Origin of the sequence: Pseudomonas sp. DCA-1, from assembly GCF_046523955.1 — a bacterium.
GTDB lineage: Bacteria > Pseudomonadota > Gammaproteobacteria > Pseudomonadales > Pseudomonadaceae > Aquipseudomonas > Aquipseudomonas putida_Y.
Genome location: NZ_CP169881.1, coordinates 1656292 through 1672737, shown reverse-complemented (window position 1 = coordinate 1672737; position 16446 = coordinate 1656292). Strand labels below are relative to the sequence as shown.

General features: G+C 61.6%; 17 protein-coding genes. 6 read left to right on the top strand and 11 right to left on the bottom strand.

All coding sequences use genetic code 11. The annotated features are described in order from the left end of the window. The 4 genes from ACE4QZ_RS08010 to dinG form a co-directional block, all read right to left on the bottom strand. Entirely contained in the window at window positions 1–978 is a 978-nt protein-coding gene (locus tag ACE4QZ_RS08010) for an OmpA family protein (protein ID WP_103463178.1), read from the bottom strand. 99 nt (window positions 979–1077) lie between these two features. Continuing rightward, window positions 1078–2223: a serine hydrolase domain-containing protein gene (locus ACE4QZ_RS08005; RefSeq protein ID WP_103463179.1), complete on the bottom strand. Its 1146-nt coding sequence runs from the start codon at window positions 2221–2223 to the stop codon at window positions 1078–1080. A gap of 133 nt (window positions 2224–2356) precedes the next feature. Continuing rightward, on the bottom strand, window positions 2357–4591 hold the full coding sequence (locus ACE4QZ_RS08000; RefSeq protein WP_103463180.1) for a beta-galactosidase: 2235 nt from the start codon (window positions 4589–4591) through the stop codon (window positions 2357–2359). A 79-nt stretch (window positions 4592–4670) separates the two neighbouring features. Further along, window positions 4671–6815 carry an ATP-dependent DNA helicase DinG gene (dinG, locus tag ACE4QZ_RS07995; RefSeq protein ID WP_103463181.1) on the bottom strand — a complete coding sequence of 715 codons (2145 nt, stop codon included), beginning with the start codon at window positions 6813–6815 and terminating at the stop codon, window positions 4671–4673. A gap of 98 nt (window positions 6816–6913) precedes the next feature. Between dinG and ACE4QZ_RS07990 the strand changes: the two genes are divergently transcribed. After that, entirely contained in the window at window positions 6914–7378 is a 465-nt protein-coding gene (locus tag ACE4QZ_RS07990; protein WP_021785832.1) for a CopD family protein, read from the top strand. Window positions 7379–7500: 122 nt separating this feature from the next. On the opposite strand, the gene ACE4QZ_RS07985 is transcribed toward ACE4QZ_RS07990, so the two are convergent. The 3 genes from ACE4QZ_RS07985 to ACE4QZ_RS07975 all read right to left on the bottom strand — a co-directional run bounded on the left by ACE4QZ_RS07985 (window position 7501) and on the right by ACE4QZ_RS07975 (window position 9376). Then, complete coding sequence (locus ACE4QZ_RS07985) at window positions 7501–7776, bottom strand: DUF1145 domain-containing protein (RefSeq protein ID WP_084850149.1); 276 nt, start codon at window positions 7774–7776, stop codon at window positions 7501–7503. 98 nt (window positions 7777–7874) lie between these two features. Then, on the bottom strand, window positions 7875–8594 hold the full coding sequence (locus tag ACE4QZ_RS07980) for an OmpA family protein (RefSeq protein WP_103463182.1): 720 nt from the start codon (window positions 8592–8594) through the stop codon (window positions 7875–7877). An 89-nt stretch (window positions 8595–8683) separates the two neighbouring features. Further along, window positions 8684–9376: an OmpA family protein gene (locus ACE4QZ_RS07975; protein ID WP_003254894.1), complete on the bottom strand. Its 693-nt coding sequence runs from the start codon at window positions 9374–9376 to the stop codon at window positions 8684–8686. A gap of 159 nt (window positions 9377–9535) precedes the next feature. On the opposite strand from ACE4QZ_RS07975, the gene ACE4QZ_RS07970 reads away from it, so the two are divergent. The 4 genes from ACE4QZ_RS07970 to ACE4QZ_RS07955 are packed head-to-tail and all read left to right on the top strand — an operon-like array spanning window position 9536 to window position 11190. Further along, window positions 9536–10030: a DUF6231 family protein gene (locus tag ACE4QZ_RS07970; protein ID WP_021785828.1), complete on the top strand. Its 495-nt coding sequence runs from the start codon at window positions 9536–9538 to the stop codon at window positions 10028–10030. 2 nt (window positions 10031–10032) lie between these two features. Then, window positions 10033–10509, top strand: coding sequence for a YchJ family protein (locus tag ACE4QZ_RS07965; RefSeq protein WP_021785827.1), 477 nt, complete (start codon window positions 10033–10035; stop codon window positions 10507–10509). Window positions 10510–10511: 2 nt separating this feature from the next. Continuing rightward, entirely contained in the window at window positions 10512–10985 is a 474-nt protein-coding gene (locus ACE4QZ_RS07960; RefSeq protein WP_021785826.1) for an LEA type 2 family protein, read from the top strand. Window positions 10986–10992: 7 nt separating this feature from the next. After that, on the top strand, window positions 10993–11190 hold the full coding sequence (locus ACE4QZ_RS07955) for an SEC-C metal-binding domain-containing protein (RefSeq protein ID WP_003254900.1): 198 nt from the start codon (window positions 10993–10995) through the stop codon (window positions 11188–11190). 111 nt (window positions 11191–11301) lie between these two features. Here ACE4QZ_RS07955 and ACE4QZ_RS07950 read toward each other — a convergent pair whose 3' ends face one another. Genes ACE4QZ_RS07950 through ACE4QZ_RS07935 form a run of 4 tightly spaced genes read right to left on the bottom strand, consistent with a single transcriptional unit; the run spans window position 11302 to window position 14907 of the window. Then, window positions 11302–12204, bottom strand: a complete 903-nt coding sequence (locus ACE4QZ_RS07950) for a pyridoxal-phosphate dependent enzyme (protein ID WP_084850147.1) — start codon at window positions 12202–12204, stop codon at window positions 11302–11304. Beyond that, window positions 12201–13412 (bottom strand): MFS transporter, encoded by a 1212-nt coding sequence (locus ACE4QZ_RS07945; protein ID WP_103463183.1) that lies wholly within the window; start codon window positions 13410–13412, stop codon window positions 12201–12203. Before ACE4QZ_RS07945 ends, ACE4QZ_RS07950 begins: the two co-directional genes overlap by 4 nt. Further along, complete coding sequence (locus ACE4QZ_RS07940) at window positions 13409–14197, bottom strand: alanyl-tRNA editing protein (RefSeq protein WP_031322958.1); 789 nt, start codon at window positions 14195–14197, stop codon at window positions 13409–13411. The genes ACE4QZ_RS07945 and ACE4QZ_RS07940 overlap by 4 nt, the downstream gene beginning before the upstream one ends. Next, window positions 14194–14907 (bottom strand): serine O-acetyltransferase, encoded by a 714-nt coding sequence (locus tag ACE4QZ_RS07935; protein WP_028697985.1) that lies wholly within the window; start codon window positions 14905–14907, stop codon window positions 14194–14196. Before ACE4QZ_RS07935 ends, ACE4QZ_RS07940 begins: the two co-directional genes overlap by 4 nt. Window positions 14908–15079: 172 nt before the next feature. Between ACE4QZ_RS07935 and ACE4QZ_RS07930 the strand changes: the two genes are divergently transcribed. Further along, the gene (locus tag ACE4QZ_RS07930) at window positions 15080–16420 is read left to right on the top strand and encodes a PLP-dependent aminotransferase family protein (protein ID WP_103463184.1); all 1341 of its coding nucleotides are present in this window, start codon (window positions 15080–15082) and stop codon (window positions 16418–16420) included. The last annotated feature ends 26 nt before the right edge of the window (window positions 16421–16446 follow it).

The window sequence follows — 16446 nt, the reverse complement described above, 5'->3', positions numbered from 1 at the left end:
TCAGTTGGTCTTCGCAGGGCTGTTGGCAGCTACTTTCTTGTCAATAGTAGCTTTTTTGGCTGCTGACTTGGCCGGTGCAGCTTTCTTCTTGGCTGCAGTCTTCGCAGGTGTCTTGGCCTTGGCTACAGGTTTCTTCGCCGCAGTTTTGGCAGCCGGCTTGCTGCCAGCGGCCTTGGCGGCTGGCGCCTTGGCATCCTGCACTGCCACCATCGAGGCTGGGGCGGGTGCCGAGGTGGCCTGCTGGTATTTGGCCAAGAGTGCGACCATGGTGTTCTGTGGGGTCAGCAACATTTCCACCCGGCGGTTCAGGGCGCGCCCCTCGGCACTGTCGTTGGCAGCGCGCGGCATCACCGAGCCCATGCCCTTGAGGGTCAGGCGGTCACGCTGCAGGCCACTGAGGCGGAAGATGGCCGATACCGACGCGGCGCGCTCCAGGCTGAGCTTCTGGTTGACAACGGCGGCGCCGCTGCTGTCGGCATGGCCCAGTACCAGCACGGCAGTTTTGGGGTCGCCTTCGACAGTCTTGGCGACGCGGGTAATCGGGCCCAGGGACATGGGCAGCAGCATGTTCGGGCGATCAGGATTGTACGAGCTGTCCACCGGCAGGGTTACCGCCAGCACATTGTCGCGACGCTCCAGCTCCAGCTTGCTGTCCTTGATCGCTTCACGCAGCTTGGGCTCGTATTCGTCCAGCCAGGCCTGGGTGGCCTTCTGGTCAATCTTCGGCACCACCGGTCCCTTGGCTTGCTTGTCCTCACCACCAAACGGCCACCACCAGCGGCTGGCGCTTTCGGATTTGGCATCGGCTTTGGCCACCTTTTCAGTGACGGCTGACTTCACTTGCTGCTCGGCAACCTTGTCCGAACCGAAAGGCCACCAGCTGGAACCACCTTCCTTGGAGCCGTCCGGGGAGTGGCTGGCGCAGCCGGTAACGGCGGTCAGGCACAGGGCGAGTGCTAAGGTTTTATGTGAAGACATCAGCGATACACCATGAAATAGAAAGATATTTTGCCTACGAACTTCAGGCGTTGGCATTGAGGATAGTCAAAGGGGTGTGGCAATACCCGCATTACCCGATCAAAGGCAACTGGCAAGAACGCGTACCAGTTTCTGGGCCCGTGGATCCATCAGCACGTAAGGGCCGAGGGTATTGACCACAAAACCGAAGGCCACATCATGCTCCGGGTCGGCAAAACCAACCGAACCACCGGCGCCGGGGTGACCAAAGGCGCGGGCGCCGAGGCCAAATGTGGCATTCGCCACATGGGGCTGGTCGAGCATGCAGCCCAGGCCGAAACGGGTCTGGGTGAGCAAGGTACGGTCCTGGCCGAGGCTATGCTCGCGGGTCAGCTCATCGAGCAGTTCGGATTCAAGCAGGCTGCCGTCCAGCAGCCCGGCATAGAACCCCGCCAGGCTGCGTGCGTTGCCATGGCCATTGGCAGCTGGCTGCTGCATGCGCCGCCATTCCGGTTTGTTGGTGCTGGTCAGTATCGCGGGCGGGTTGGTAAAGGCCCGGGTCGACAGGGCCTCAGGCTCGCGCATGGTCACCTGCAGCAAGCGTTGCGCTGCGGCATCTCCAGCATTGCCTTTGCCACGGGCGATATGCGCGACGCGGTGAAACTCTTCGTCAGCCAGGCCAACATGGAAATCCAGCCCCAACGGACGGGCGGTGCGGGCCACGATCGAGTCGCCAGGGCCACGGCCGTCGGCACGGCGAATCAGTTCGCCGATCAGCCAGCCATAGGTGATGGCGGCATAGCCGTGTTCTGTGCCTGGCGTCCACCACGGTGCCTCGGCAGCCAGGGCATCGACCATGACCTGCCAGTCATACAAGGCTTCGGCCGGCAGCAGCTCACGAATGGCCGGCAAGCCGGCACGGTGGCTGAGCAGCTGGCGCAAGGTTATCGACTGCTTACCCGCCTGGGCAAACTCGGGCCAGTAGTTGGCCACCGGGGCATCGAGGGCCAGCTTGCCCTCGCCGACTAGCTGCAGGGCGGTAACGGCCGCGAAGGTCTTGGTGCAGGAGAACAGGTTGGCGATGGTATCGCTGTGCCAGGCCTGCTGGCCGTCCTTGTCGGCACTGCCGGCCCACAGGTCAACGACGGTTTCGCCACCCACCTGGATGCACAGCGCGGCGCCACGCTCCTGGGGATCATCGAACAGCGCGGCAAAGGCTTCGCGCACTGCTTCGAACTTCAGCTCATAGTGACCCTGGATCTGCACCCGCTGCTCTCCGTACGACCATATCCAAAAAGGTGTGCATTGTTTCAGTAGTTGGGTGTTTTGCAAACTGGCTAGGGCCAAGTGGTCGTGACACAAGGCCCTTCTTACCTAAGTTGACTGCATCAACCTGATCTCAGGGGGCCGGCTTTTCCAGCTCGGCACGCAGCTGGTTCATGGTGTGCTGATTGCTTTTGCGCACGGCATCGACAAACCCTGGATATGGCATATCGGTAATCGCCACCAGCCCGAGGTGACCGTTCTCACCATCAAGCAGGCGACCGCTGGCCGGTTGGTCGAGGTACTGGAACCAGTGCGCGCCAACGATCATCGGCTGCGCCATGGCCGCCTTGAGGAAGTTTGTGTAGGCCGGGCCGCGATCCTCTTCCCGCGCCAGCTCCAATGGCCCCGGCCAGAACGGCCCGCGATCACGCGAGCCGAACTGGAACTCGGACACCAGCACCGGCTTGTCCAGTTCCGCCAGGCGGGCAAAGTCGTAGCCGTCCTGTGGCTTGAGAGTATAGAAGTTGAAGCTCAGCACATCGCAGAACTCGGCGCAGGCCTCGACCGCCTCCGGTGTGCTGACCGCATAACGGCCACCCAGGAGCATGTGATTGGGCGCATGCCACTTCAACGAATCGGAAATGGTCTTGAAGTAGGTCTCGGCAAATACCCGCTGGAAGTGCTGATAGTCACGCTCGATTTCCGGGTGCTCCGGGTTAGGCAACGGCGCCTCGAAGCCAGGATCTTCCATGAGTTCCCAGGCGGTCAGTTCGATGCCCCAGGCCTTGGACAGCCCCTCCTGGTTGCGATACTTGTCGCGCAACTGCTTGAGGAACGCGCGCTTGGCTGGCACGTCGGTGGTCAGGCGCAAGGTACCGTAAGCCAGGCCATAGCGGGCCTTGGGGTCGCTTCCGGGGGCAGCCCAGGCCAGCTCGTTGTCCGCAAAGTAGCCGATCAACCAAGGGTCATCACGGTGATCGCGAGCGGCAATGGCCACGGCACGCTCGGTGGCCATGGCAAACCGCGGGTCGAACGGGTCGGGCATGCGCCCCCACCAGTCCATGCCAGTGCTGATGCTGGCGTAGTCGCCCTCGATCGACAGCGGCAAGGTATACGGCATGCGTCTGGCTTGGCCAAGAGCCGGCTCACTCCAGTTGCCAACGGTGTTGAACCCCCAGGCCTGAAGGCGGTCAAGCGCGTGCGCCTGCCAGCGGTCGGCATCCAGCGCCGGCGGTGCGCAGTCCGCTGGCTGGCCCTCCACCGCAGGCGGGCAGGGTTTGCCGTAGGCACGCTGCAGGTTGGCGGCGTAGAAGTCGAACCAACGCCCCTGCTTGAAATTGCGCCCTTGCGACGAGGCATTGCCATCGTCGTTGTTGCTTTCGCCATAGAACGCGGCCAGTGCATCGCCCTCGGCGGGCAGGGCCTTGAACATGCCTTCGCGCCCGGCGACATACGTACGCCCGCCGTCTGCCGCCACGGCGTTCACCCCCAGCGAATAGAACGGGTGCCCATCCGGCGTTACCAGATACCAGCGGCCATCACGCTTTTCAGTACGAAAGAAGCCCTTGGCTGCAAAGGCCGGCCCACCCACCAGGCCGCCGTAAGCGTCCAACTGCTGCTTGCTGCGCTCCGCCAACCAGCCCTTGAGCTGTTGCTGTTCACGGGTATTGGCCGCCTTGAGCTGCTCGTCACTGGATACCTTCTCGGGCCAGGTCCCGCGAGTCGACTGGCCATAGGCATCAATCAGCTCGTGATAGGCCGCCCTGTACGCCTGGTCGTCATCCTGAATACCGACACGCTCGATCAACAGGCTCTGCGCAACCTTGGGGCTGGGGATGCTCAGGCTGACCGAGGTCACCTGCTTGAGGTCGACTGCACCGGCACTGCTGGTCAACAGAACGCGCTGACCACCATGGTTCCAGGGCATCGGCGGGCCGGCGCGCATGCCCTGGCTCAGAGGTGAGCGGGCCGTCAACGGCACCATCACGGTTTGCGCGGGGCCAGCGGGCAGGTCGATACGGCTGGTCAAGGTGCGCCCATCGCTGCCTTGCACCGTAACATCCACGGTCAATGCCCAATCCATGGCACTTTGCAAGCGCAAGGTCAGGAACTGCCCCGCAGACCAGTCCCACACCCCGCCCTGCGGGCTCAGGCGAAGGGTCGGCTGCTGCGCCGGGTTGAACACCACACGCCGCAACACCTCGCCCTCGGCCGTTTGTTCCGCGTTGTACTGCGGCATGCCGGCATCCACGGTCGCCACATTGACCACCGAGGCCGGGCGCACAAAGCTGAACAGCGTTTGCTGCTCGGCCAGCAAGGGCGAACTGCACAACAAGGCGAAAACAGCGGGCAGGGTGCGGCGGATCATAAGGCGGGGGCTCTCCTTCAAGACCCTGACGGGCCCAAGACGAGTAATGGACAATGCGCCGGAGCAAGTGCTCCGGCGATCAGGAAATTTCCCGCCGGAACGGCGGTAGCGCATTGAGAATAGCCTTGCCGTAACGCTGCGTGACCAAGCGCCGGTCAAGCAAGGTGATAACGCCGCGATCCTGCTCGGTACGCAGAAGGCGACCGCAAGCCTGGATCAGCTTCAACGAGGCGTCGGGCACGGCAATTTCCATGAACGGGTTACCGCCACGTGCCTCGATCCACTCGGCCAGCGCAGCTTCGACCGGGTCGTCGGGCACAGCAAAGGGAATCTTGGCGATGACGACGTGCTCGCAATACGCACCCGGCAGGTCGACACCTTCGGCAAAGCTGGCCAGGCCAAACAGCACGCTGTGCTGGCCATCGTCGACCCTCGCCTTGTGCTTGTTCAGGGTTTCCTGCTTTGAAAGGTTGCCCTGGATGAGCACTAGCTTGCGCCAGTCACGGTCCAGACCATCAAACACATCCTGCATCTGTTTGCGTGACGAGAACAACACCAGCGCGCCACGGGCATCTTCGACGATGTTCGGCAGCTCGCGGATGATCGCTGCAGTGTGCGCGGTAGCATCGCGGGGGTCGGCCTTCAGGTCGGGGACCCGCAAAAGACCGGCATCGCCATGCACAAACGGGCTGGGCACCACACAAGTGACGGCATCGCGCGGCAACCCCGAACGCATGCGGAAACGGTCGAACTTGCCCAGCGCTGTCAATGTCGCCGAAGTCACAAGCGCACCGTGCGCCACGCTCCACAGGCTGCGCCGCAGCATTTCTGCGGCGAGGATGGGGCTGGCGTTGACTTCGATGTCGAACAGCGCGCCACTCTCGGCCAAGGTCAGCCAGCGCGCCATGGGCGGGCTGTCTTCCGGGTCTTCGGCAGTGAAGGCCGTCCACAGCTCCCAGTTGCCCTGGGCACGGGTGACCAGGCTGCCGAACAGCGGATACCACTCTTCGGCCTGATGGCTGGCGATGCCGATGTTGACCTCACCGTCCATGCCTTCCTTGAGCAGGTCAGCCAGGCGGGTGAACAGATCGTTGAGGCGGGCAAAGCCCTTTTTCAGTTCGATGCCCACTTCGCGAATCTGTTCCGGCACCACCCCACCCTCGAAACGGTAACGCGGGCGTTCACGGCCTTCGGTGTCCTCGCTGGGACGGAAGTCGGCCACCTGTTCACAAAGGGTGAACATGAACTGCTGCTGGGTGCGTACTTCTCGCGCCAGCTCCGGCACCTGCTCGATGTACTTGCCCAGGTCGCCGGGCAGCGGATGCTGGGCCAGCAATTTGGTCAGGTTCTTGGCGGTCTGTTCCAGCCAGTCGGAGGTGGAACGCAGCCGCGAATAATGGGCGAAATGGCCGATGGCCTTGTCTGGCAGATGATGGCCTTCGTCGAACACGTACATGGTATCGCGCGGGTCGGGTAACACCGCACCGCCACCCAGGGCCAGGTCGGCCAGGACCATGTCGTGGTTGGTGACGATCACATCGACCTTGCCCATGCCTTCGCGGGCCTTGTAGAACACGCACTGCTGGAAGTTGGGGCAGTGGCGGCCGGTGCACTGGCTGTGGTCGGTGGTCAGCCGTGCCCAGTCCTGGTCTTCCAGGGCCTCTGGCCAGCTGTCACGGTCACCGTCCCAGCGGTTGCCGGCAAGCTTCTCGATCATGCTGTTGAACAGCTTCTGGCTGCGCTCGTCGACTTCGATACGGAAGCCTTCTTCCTCGAACAACTGAGCCGTGGCTGACTGGGCGTGGCCTTCCTGCAACAGGATGTCGAGCTTGGACAGGCACAGATAGCGGCCACGGCCCTTGGCCAGGGCGAAGCTGAAGTTGAGGCCACTGCTGCGCATCAGGTCGGGCAGGTCCTTGAAGACGATCTGCTCTTGCAGGGCCACGGTAGCCGTGGCGATCACAAGGCGTTTGCCGGCGGCCTTGGCCGCCGGGATGGCAGCCAGGCTGTAGGCTACCGTCTTGCCGGTACCGGTGCCCGCTTCCACGGCCACCACGGCAGGCTCGCCAGCGCGGCGGCCTTCATCGTCGCAAGCAATGTCGCCAAGCACTTTGGCCACTTCGGCGATCATCAGGCGTTGGCCATAGCGCGGCTTGAGGCTCTTGGCTTCGAGAAAACGCGAATAGGCGCCCTGGATAGTGGCTTTGAGTTCGTTGCTGATCATGGTCTGCAGGCGCCCGGAGGGCTGGATATATTTTCAGTGTTTCGCATGGGGCGGCTATCATACCCCGCTATTGCCCTTTCTGCCGCATGGAGATCCGAATGCTCGCCTTTGCCCTGCCCTACACACTGCATGTTCTGGCCGCCCTGGTATGGGTCGGCGGCATGTTCTTCGCCTGGCTGGTGCTGCGCCCGGCAACGGTTGCAGCCCTGGAAGGGCCTGCCCGCCTGCGCTTGTGGGTGGAAGTTTTCCGACGCTTCTTCGGCTGGGTCTGGCTGGCGGTGGCGATTTTGGCGATAAGTGGTATCGGCATGTTGCACATGCGCTTCAGCGGTTTCGAAACGGCGCCCCGTTACGTGCACGTAATGATAGGTGGCGGGATCGCCATGCTTGCCTTGTTCATGCGCATTCAGGCGTTGCTGCTGCCGGAATTGAAGGCAGCAGTACAGGCCGAGGACTGGCCGACGGGGGCGGCGGTACTGGGGCGCATTCGGCGGATGGTGGGTATCAATCTGTTGCTGGGGCTGGCCGTGGTTGCGGTGGCCAGTTCGCGGCTGGTGATCTGACAGGTTCTGCGCGCAACCTGTAGCGAAGCCGGCGCCACGGTGAATGTCACCGGCGTTGCCGGTGTTCGCGGGCAAGCCCCCTCCAGCAAGGGGCCGCAGTGAGAATCAGAGCCGCTGCAAGATCAGTTCACCCGCGGCGCCTTCCGCGCACGGGGAATGGACATCACATGGAAGATACCCGTCAACAGTATTTGCAAACGGTCAAACCAGCGGTGACTGCGTCCGCGCAGGCTGCGATTGAAGAACAGCACTTCAAGCAGGTGCAGGCCCAACAAGACGATGCCGGCAGCATTGATCAGCAGATTGAAGGGCAAGGGTTGTGGCATCAACTGATTGAACAACACCACCCCCCAGAAAGCGACCGTCAGGACCTTGCCCAGGCCCAGGATGAACTTCATACCCCGCCCCTATCGATTGTTCTCATGTCGAGGCAGCCTGATCGAGCAAACCATGCGAACAGCATTCACGGTAATGCCAAGGCAGGCGCCAACACCACTCAGTTGAGGTGCAGTTCCACCCGTCGGTTGCGCGCGCGGCCCTCGTCGGTTTCGTTGTCGGTAACCGGCTCGCTTTCCCCGCGGCCCTGGCTGGTGACCTTGCCCATCTCCAGGCCCTGCCCAATCAAGTACTCGGCCACGCTGCTGGCGCGGCGTTCGGAAAGTGCCTGGTTGTAGCTGTCGGAGCCCACACTGTCGGTGTGCCCGATCACACGGACCTTGGCCACCGTCGGTAAATTGAGTTTCGCCACCAGGCCTTGCAGGCGTTGCTGGGCCGCCGGCGTCAGTTCGGCGGAGTCGAAGGCGAACATCACCGCGCCGTTGTCATCGAGGGTGATCACCTCTGGCGAGGGTTCGGGAGCACTGGCAGGTGGCGCGACCGGGTACTGTTTCAGTGGGCAACCCATGTGGTCGACCGCCGTGTTGGCAGGGGTCTCGGGGCAGTGATCACGTCGGTCGAAAATGCCGTCACCATCTTCGTCACCGTCCTGGGCGTAACAAATCAGCCCCCCGGCGATGGCGCCCAAGGCACCACCACCGGCAGCCCAGGAAGAACTCTCGATGGCGCCAAGGCCACCACCGACCAAGCCGCCCAGCAGGCTGCAGATGGGCCAGGTCCTTTGGTTGAGGGGCGCGCTGCCATCACTGTGCGTGGCACAGCCCGCGAGCAGGCTGGCAGCCACCAACAGCGGCAATGCCGCCTTCGACGTCACACTCATGCTGAATGCTCCTGTGTCATTGGCCACAAACGGCTGGCCGGCATGAAGACGCGCCCGTGCCACTGCTCAAGGCACGGGCGCATGCCGCCTTACCGCTGGATCTTGATCTCGGTACGACGGTTCATGGCACGCCCTTCGGCCGTGGCGTTGTCTGCCACCGGCTGGGTTTCACCCGCGCCGACTACCGAAACGAAGCTGCTGCGCGGTACACCGCTTTCGACCAGATAATCGGTCACCGAATGGGCGCGTCGCTCGGACAGTTTCTGGTTGTAACTGTCGGAACCGACGCTGTCGGTATGGCCGCTGACGCTAAGGCGGGCAGATGGCGCTTCCTGCTTCAGGCGCGTGGCAATGGTATTGAGGCGCTCTTTGTCACTGGCAGTCAGGCGCGCAGAATCGAACTCGAAGTGCACATCACGGATGACAATGACTTCTTCCTTCTGCACCACCACTTCTTCGACCACCGCGACCGGCTCAGGCGGGCATCCGTTGGCATCGACCTGCACACCACGCGGGGTGCCAGGGCATTTGTCACGGCTGTCGGGCACGCCGTCGCCATCCTCGTCGCCATCGCCGTGGGCCCAGCAATAGCCCGCCGCCAGGCCACCGCCCAGCAACGCACCCCAGCCAGCCCAGCTGGAACTTTCGATGGCGCCCAGGGCGGCGCCGCCTACACCCCCGACGGCGGCACATTTCGGCCAGTCGGTTTTTTGCAAACCTGCACAACCAGTCAACACACTGGTGAGCAGTACCAGGGGTATCGCTGTGCGTACTATGCTCATTTCATTGCTTCTCCTAGGGGGAATCGGCATAAGACCGATCTCTGGGAGTAAAGACCGCTCATCCCAACCCTGCCAGCAATAAGCTACGTCACGGCCACATGCCTCTTTGCCCACACGCCGCAGCCCGCTAGTCTTGGACGACTAGAACGAGGAATGGCAATGACCGAAGGTTTTTCCAAACGCACCCCTCAACAGGCCTTGGCGGCCCTGCTCGAGCGCTTCACTCCACAACGGCTGCTGCTGGTAGGTACGCGCTTTCCGGCGCTGGACGCCTTCGCTCAGGCGCACCCCCAGGTGACCATCGACATCGCCGCCCCTGGCCCGCTGCCGGCCGAACTGGCTGCCCAGCGCTTTGACCTGGCGGTATTGGTGGACTGCCTGGAACACTTGCCAAAGCGCACCGGCCTGGAGCTGCTCGGCGGCATTCGCAACCTCAATGCCAGCCGCGTTGCAGTGCTGGCCGACCTGGCCGCCTGCGGCTGGCAGGACACCGACTTTTTCGCCCTGGCCTTGTCGGCCAGCGAGAAATTCTGCCGTGACCAACAGGTTTTGAGTCTGTTCACCTATGATCTACATGACTATAAGCAGGTCCCGGACTGGCTCAACGCCAGGTTCTGGGCCAACCCTGAAAACTTTGGCAAGTACTGGTGGTGATGATGAGTGTCTCGGTCTGCCCTTGTGGCAGTGGCAACCTGCTTGACGCCTGCTGCGGGCATTACCATGCCGGTACCCCGGCACCGGATGCCCAGGCCCTGATGCGCTCACGCTACAGTGCATACGTGCTGGGCCTGGTCGACTACCTGGTAGCCACCACCCTGCCGGTTCAGCAAGCCGACCTGGACCGTGCTGCCATGGCCGACTGGAGTGCACAGAGCACCTGGCTGGGCCTGGAGGTGGAAAGCGCAGAAGTGCTGGGCGGCCAGCCGGAACACGGCTTCGTCACCTTCACCGCGCGCTGGCACGACCAGGACGGCGATCATCAGCACCGTGAACGCTCGGCCTTCGTCCAGCATGCCGGGCGCTGGTACTTCATCGACCCGACGGTCGGGCTGAAGGCCGGGCGCAACGACCCCTGCCCTTGCGCCAGCGGGCACAAATTCAAGAAATGCTGCGCCAGCTACGTAGGGAACTGAACATGATCAAGCGCACCCGTCTGCTACTGCTCGGTGCGCTGCTGACATGGCTGACGGGCTGTGCCAGTTGGGGCGAAGACTGGCGCGAGCCCGAAGTGCACCTGGTCGAGGTCGAAACGGTCAAGGCCAGGTTGCTGGAACAGGAGTTCGTGTTGCACGTGCGGGTCGACAACCCCAATGACAGCCGCCTGTTCATACGCAACGTGTCGTATGCAATACGCCTCAATGACCTACTCCTGGTGCAGGATGAAGCCAGCGTATGGCGCAGCGTGGGCGGGCATGCACGGCGCACTTTCAAGATAACCGCACGCACCAACCTGTGGCAGCACCTGAAACCACTGGCCAAACTGCTGAGAAGCAAGCAGCCGCTGCATTACACACTGCAGGGCGAACTGGCGACCGGGTTGCTCATCCATCGGGACCTGCACATATCACGCAGTGGTGAGATAATCCCCGGCGATCACATACCGGAGTAACCCTGCAATGTCCCAACAACCCCACGTTCATGGCCCTGACTGCAACCATGACCATGATCACCACCACGACCACGGCCATGTACACGGCCCGCACTGCAACCACGGCCACCAGGAGCCGGTACGCAACGCCCTGAAGGACGTTGGCCGTAACGACCCGTGCCCGTGTGGTAGCGAGAAAAAGTACAAGAAGTGCCACGGCGCCTGATCGACTGACTCGATAAAAATCTGAGAGATTGCACGATCACTGTGGGAGCGGGCGCGCCCGCTCCCACGGGTACCGTGCCAGCCTCTGGATCATGAGCCTGACACAGGTGGGTTATGCGGCTTTGCGCCGGTTAGCCCCCAGCAGGTCCTGGTACCAGAGGCCGGCATCATAGGCGATGGTCACCAGGGTGGTCTCGACATACCGCGGGTGCTGGGCCATGCGCTGGGCAACCGCCAGACAGGCAGCGGCTGTATTACCGACGAAAATGCCACTCTGCATGTAGAACCAGCGCTGTGCGGCCAGCATTTCTGCATGGTGCACCTGGGCCCGCTCGTCCACCAGCGACCAGTCCATGAACGGCGGACAAACGCCCACCGCCATGCCTTCAAAACGATGATCGGCGAACACGCCAGCCCTCGAATCACAGCCATTGGGATCGACCAGTACCGTCGACACCTCGAAGCCATGGTCCTTCAGCCCCAGGGTGATACCCGTGAAACTGGCGCCAGTACCCGCACAGCCCACGAACAGGATCTGTCTCCCCGCCCCGGCGTTGGTCAGTTGCATGGCCAGCTCGCTGGCGGTCTGATAACGATGGGCCTCGATGCCTACCGGGTTGTTGAACTGGTCGGTGTAGAAGTATGACTTGCCCAGTGCGGCCTGATTATCCAGGTGATGCATCACCACGTCCTTGGGGGTGGCACCGGCCATCAGCATTTCCTTGCCAATCAGTCGGGCACCGAAACACTCCAGCAGATCCCGCTTGGTCTGGCTGAAACTCAGCCCGACCGCCAGCTCTACGGCGACCTGGTACTTATGGCAAGCCGCCAGCAAGCCAAAGCCGAAACTGCCACCGGTCTTTTCGATGACGGTCGTCACCCCGGGAATGATGTCGCCCCTGCGCACGGCATGTTCGACGATCTGCCGCGCCGCCCGGTATTTGTGGCTACCGCCCGGGTTGTTCATTTCCAGTTTGGTGTAGATGCGATCGCTGACACTGATGAGCTCGCTCATTTGCGGCTACCTTCCATTGAAGTATGCAGGCCGGCCTTGTTCTGCAGCAGCCCGGCAGTGGCAACCAGCAGCCCCATGCAGAGGACCATGCAGATGGCATTGGTACCGTCCCAGCCGACCGAGCTCAGCAACAGCGAAGGGCTGAATGCGCCGATGGTGGCAAAAACGGCAATGGCCAGGTCGTTCTTGCCCTGCATCTGCATCGCAGCCGGGCTGTTCTGCAGTGACTGGGCCAGCAACGCACCTCCGCCTACATAAGTGAGGTTCCAGCCCAGACCGAGGGCAATCAGTGCCAAGGTCATCATGGCGTAGCTGTGCGACCAGATATTCATCGCCGAGCAACCGATCAACAGGGCCAGGCCCGCGCAAATGGTGGTCTTGATACCCAGCCACTGGATGATGGCGCCGGTGAAGAACGACGGGGCAAACATGGCGATCACATGCCACTGGATCGCCAGACGGACGTCAGTGAAGTCTTCGTGCATGTGTTTCATGTGCATCGAGGCCTGGATCATCAGCAGGTTCATGATCCCGTAGCCCAGCGCAGCCACAGCCATTGCCACAACCACGCTCGGGCCTGCCGGCTCGGCACGGGTGCTTGCCGGTTTTGCTGTGCTGTTGACCGCGCTGGCCGTGCCCGCATCATTGGGCAGGCACAGGGCAATCAACAACGACAGCAGCGCCAGGCCGACAAACGCGGCGTAACACAGCGAAAACAGTGGGAAGCCGCCAACATCACGCAGCCACTCGGTAAGCGTCGGCCCGACCACAGCCGCGATGACCCCGCCAGCCACGACCAGCGAAAGCGCCTTGGGCTTCAAGGCCTGGGAAAGATTGTCGGTCGCCGCGAACCGGTTGAAGTTGGCGAACGCGATGTACACACCCAATGCAGAGTGACTGAGGACCAGCGCAGGAAAATGCTCGTGCTCCACCGCCAGAAAGCCGCTGACGCCAGACAGCGCCAAGGGAATCGCGCCCAGCATGAAAGCCTTTTTACGGCCGATGCGGCTCATCAGCCTGGAGACCGGATAGGTTGCCAACATCAGGCACAGAAACTGGAACCCGTACGGCACTGTGGACCATGCGGCGTCAGGCGCCAGCGAGGCCCCGACAATGGCGGCCATCGTCACCGACATCACGGCAGTCGTCAGGTTGATCGACTGTGCGGTGAAATACAGGTACGTGCGCCGCGGTAATGTGCTGTTCATAATGCGTGCTCGTGATAAGTGGACAGGTCGATTTCCGCCTCGGGGAACACGCAGATCAGCCGTTCCTTGCCTTTACCCAGCCGTTTGCGCTTGACGCCAAGGCGCCCAATGCGCCGCGGTGAATCGAGGTGGGTGCCACCGCAGGGGATTTCGATCCCGTTGTAGGTCCACAAACGTGCGTCTTCCAGGCCTTGAACCGCGTAGTGCTCGATGGGCGCATCGCAGCCGATCAGTTCATTCGCCCGCCGTTCTATTTCAAGTACGTCTTCAGCCGTGAACGCGTCCTCGACCAGAAAGTCGAAGCGTGCCGTGTCCTCTTTGATATGGCAGCCGATAGTCCATTGCTTCAGCTCTTCACGCAGCCCGATGGCGGCGGCATACAGGAAGTGGCTGGCACTGTGAGACAACGTCAGCCGTTCGCGCCGTTCAATATCGATAGTGACGCGAGCCGGCATGCCTGCGGTGACTTCATCCAGCAAGTGCAAATCATCAGGGTGCACATTGTGAATAATGATGCCGCCCAGTTTTCCGCCTTTGAAACCCTCCAGGCGAATAGGACTACCGTAGAGTTTTTTAACCCAGACGAATCGCACGGTACCCACCGGTAATTCAATCGTGCCGAAGTCCGCTTCCTGGCCGCCACCTTCCGGGTAGGCCACCGTGCTCAGCAACTCGATACCGTCACTGTGCACCCGCACTACTTGAGTATTCGCGCCCGCCAGGTACTGATCTTTGTAATACAGTTTTTCGGTATTTCTTAAAACTTCATAGTTAAGAGAGTTCATGCTTCCAATACCACCTGCAATGATGTTTTAACCTGTACCCGGGCAGCGGCCGGGACGTCTTTGGTAACAATGCATCCCGGCCCGATAAACGCGCCGTCACCCACATGAATAGCGCCCAGCACACTGGCGAAAGCGCCGATCTGTACCCGGTTACCCAACGTCGGATGCCTGGGGCTCGAGGGGTTGTCACTGATACCGCGGGCGCCCAGGGTTACACCGCCAAGCACGTAGCAATCGTCACCAATGGTCGATGTTTCACCAATGACGGTGCCCATGCCGTGATCGATGATGAAGCGCGCACCGATGCGGCTGCGGAAATGGATCTCCGCCCCCGACAGCATTTTTCCGCGCCGGGAGATCATGGCGGCCAGGCATTGGCCGCCGGCGCCGTAGGTAGCGGCGCTATTGTTGTAGATCCAATGGGCAAGCCGATAATGCAGAACCGCAGAATAAGAAGTGTAGGTTTTTGCAATGAATACCAGGTCGCGGCCGGCAGCCGGATCTTTCATGGCAAATGCCTGCAAATCGGCATGTGCCTGTTCAGTCACACTTTCAATGACCGATGTTTCTTTCAGTGCTTCGAACTCGACGATTGAACAACACTCCAATAACGCCGAGGTCACAAGATTCTTTACAACTTTGAATGACTCCAGTTCGTCAGGGACAGGAAGCCTGGCAATGACGGCTGATTGCATGTCCATAGGGTGCATGGGCTTGATATCCAGTTGTCTGGTCTGCACAGACGCTATAAGTGCCGCCTTTGTTGGCAGCCGAAAGTTTCGACACGGAGATAGTGGCATGTACTGGCCATTTGCAAACGAACAGTCGACAAGCATTTCCGTTAACTGTTAGGCTTTTTTTTCTAACGGTTTCGGACCTGCCATGATCCCCTGCAGCCTTCATCACCTGTTGAAACAACGCCTGGAAGCAGGCGAGTGGTTGCCCGGGCAACGCATGCCCTCCATCCGCAAGCTGACCGCTGCAGTCGACTTCAGCTACCACGACGTCGTGTCGGCCTATGCCCAGTTGGTCAGCGAAGGCGTGTTGACGGCATCACCCGGCCGTGGCTACTTCGTCGCAAACCGGACGCGTCACACCGGCGTGATCCACGAACCCGAATGCATGGCCGGCGATCCGCTGTTCCGGCTGTTGCAGGGCGGCCAGCACTTCACCAAGCTAGGCAGCGGATGGCTGCCCCCGGCGTGGCGCGACACCGAACTGCTGGCCAAGGCAATTCGGCGCACGGCGCGGCTGGAGCAGAGCTCGCTGGCAGAATACGGCGACATCCAGGGCTACCTGCCCATGCGCAAACAGCTTTGCGTGCACATGAAACGGCTGACCCGTGTCGAAGCCCGCCCCAACCAGTTGCTGACCACACTGGGTGCCACTCAAGGCCTGGACCTGGTGGCACGATTGCTGATCAAACCAGGCGACCACGTTTTCGTCGACGAGCCGGGCAACGGCAACCTGATCAAGCTGATCCAGCTGGCGGGCGGGCACGTCGTCGGCATTCGGCGGACTCAGGACGGGCCGGACGTGGAAGAAATGAGAAGCCACCTGGCCAGGCACAAGGTCAAGGCGTTTTTCTGCAACAGCACCTTCCACAACCCGACCGGCAGCAACATCAGCCCGCACAACGCCTTCAGCGTCCTGCGCCTGGCGGTGGAGCACGAGTTCTTCGTGGTCGAGGATGATGTGTATGGGGACTTCAGCCCCGCCGTGCGCCAGACCTTTGCCGAGCTGGACAACCTTGACCGGGTTATCTACATCGGCAGCTTCTCCAAGTGCCTGTCGGCATCGCTGCGCGTGGGGTTCATTGCCTGCTCGCAAGACCTGATCGAGCCGCTCACACGCCTTAAACTGCTGACCTGCGTTGCCGTCCCCGCGTTTTGCGAACGCTTCGTCAACACCATATTGTCAGATGGCACCTATGCCCGGCACATGAAGGACGTGCAGCAGCGTCTGATCCGCCAGCAAGTGCAAACCCAACGCTTGCTACTCGAGCGCGGCTGGCAGTTCGATATTGCACCGCAAGGGGGGATGTTCCTCTGGGTCTATCACCCGGACCTGCCCGACCTGCAACCTTTCATGCGCAAACTGGAGCAGCACAAGATCCTGCTGATGCCCGGCTCTGCATTCGCGGTGAGCCGTGACTACCGACGCTACACGCGCATCAATTGCACGCATTTTTCCGACGCACTGGCTGAGCACTTCGACGTTTGAGGCGCGCAATCAAATAAACCGACCTG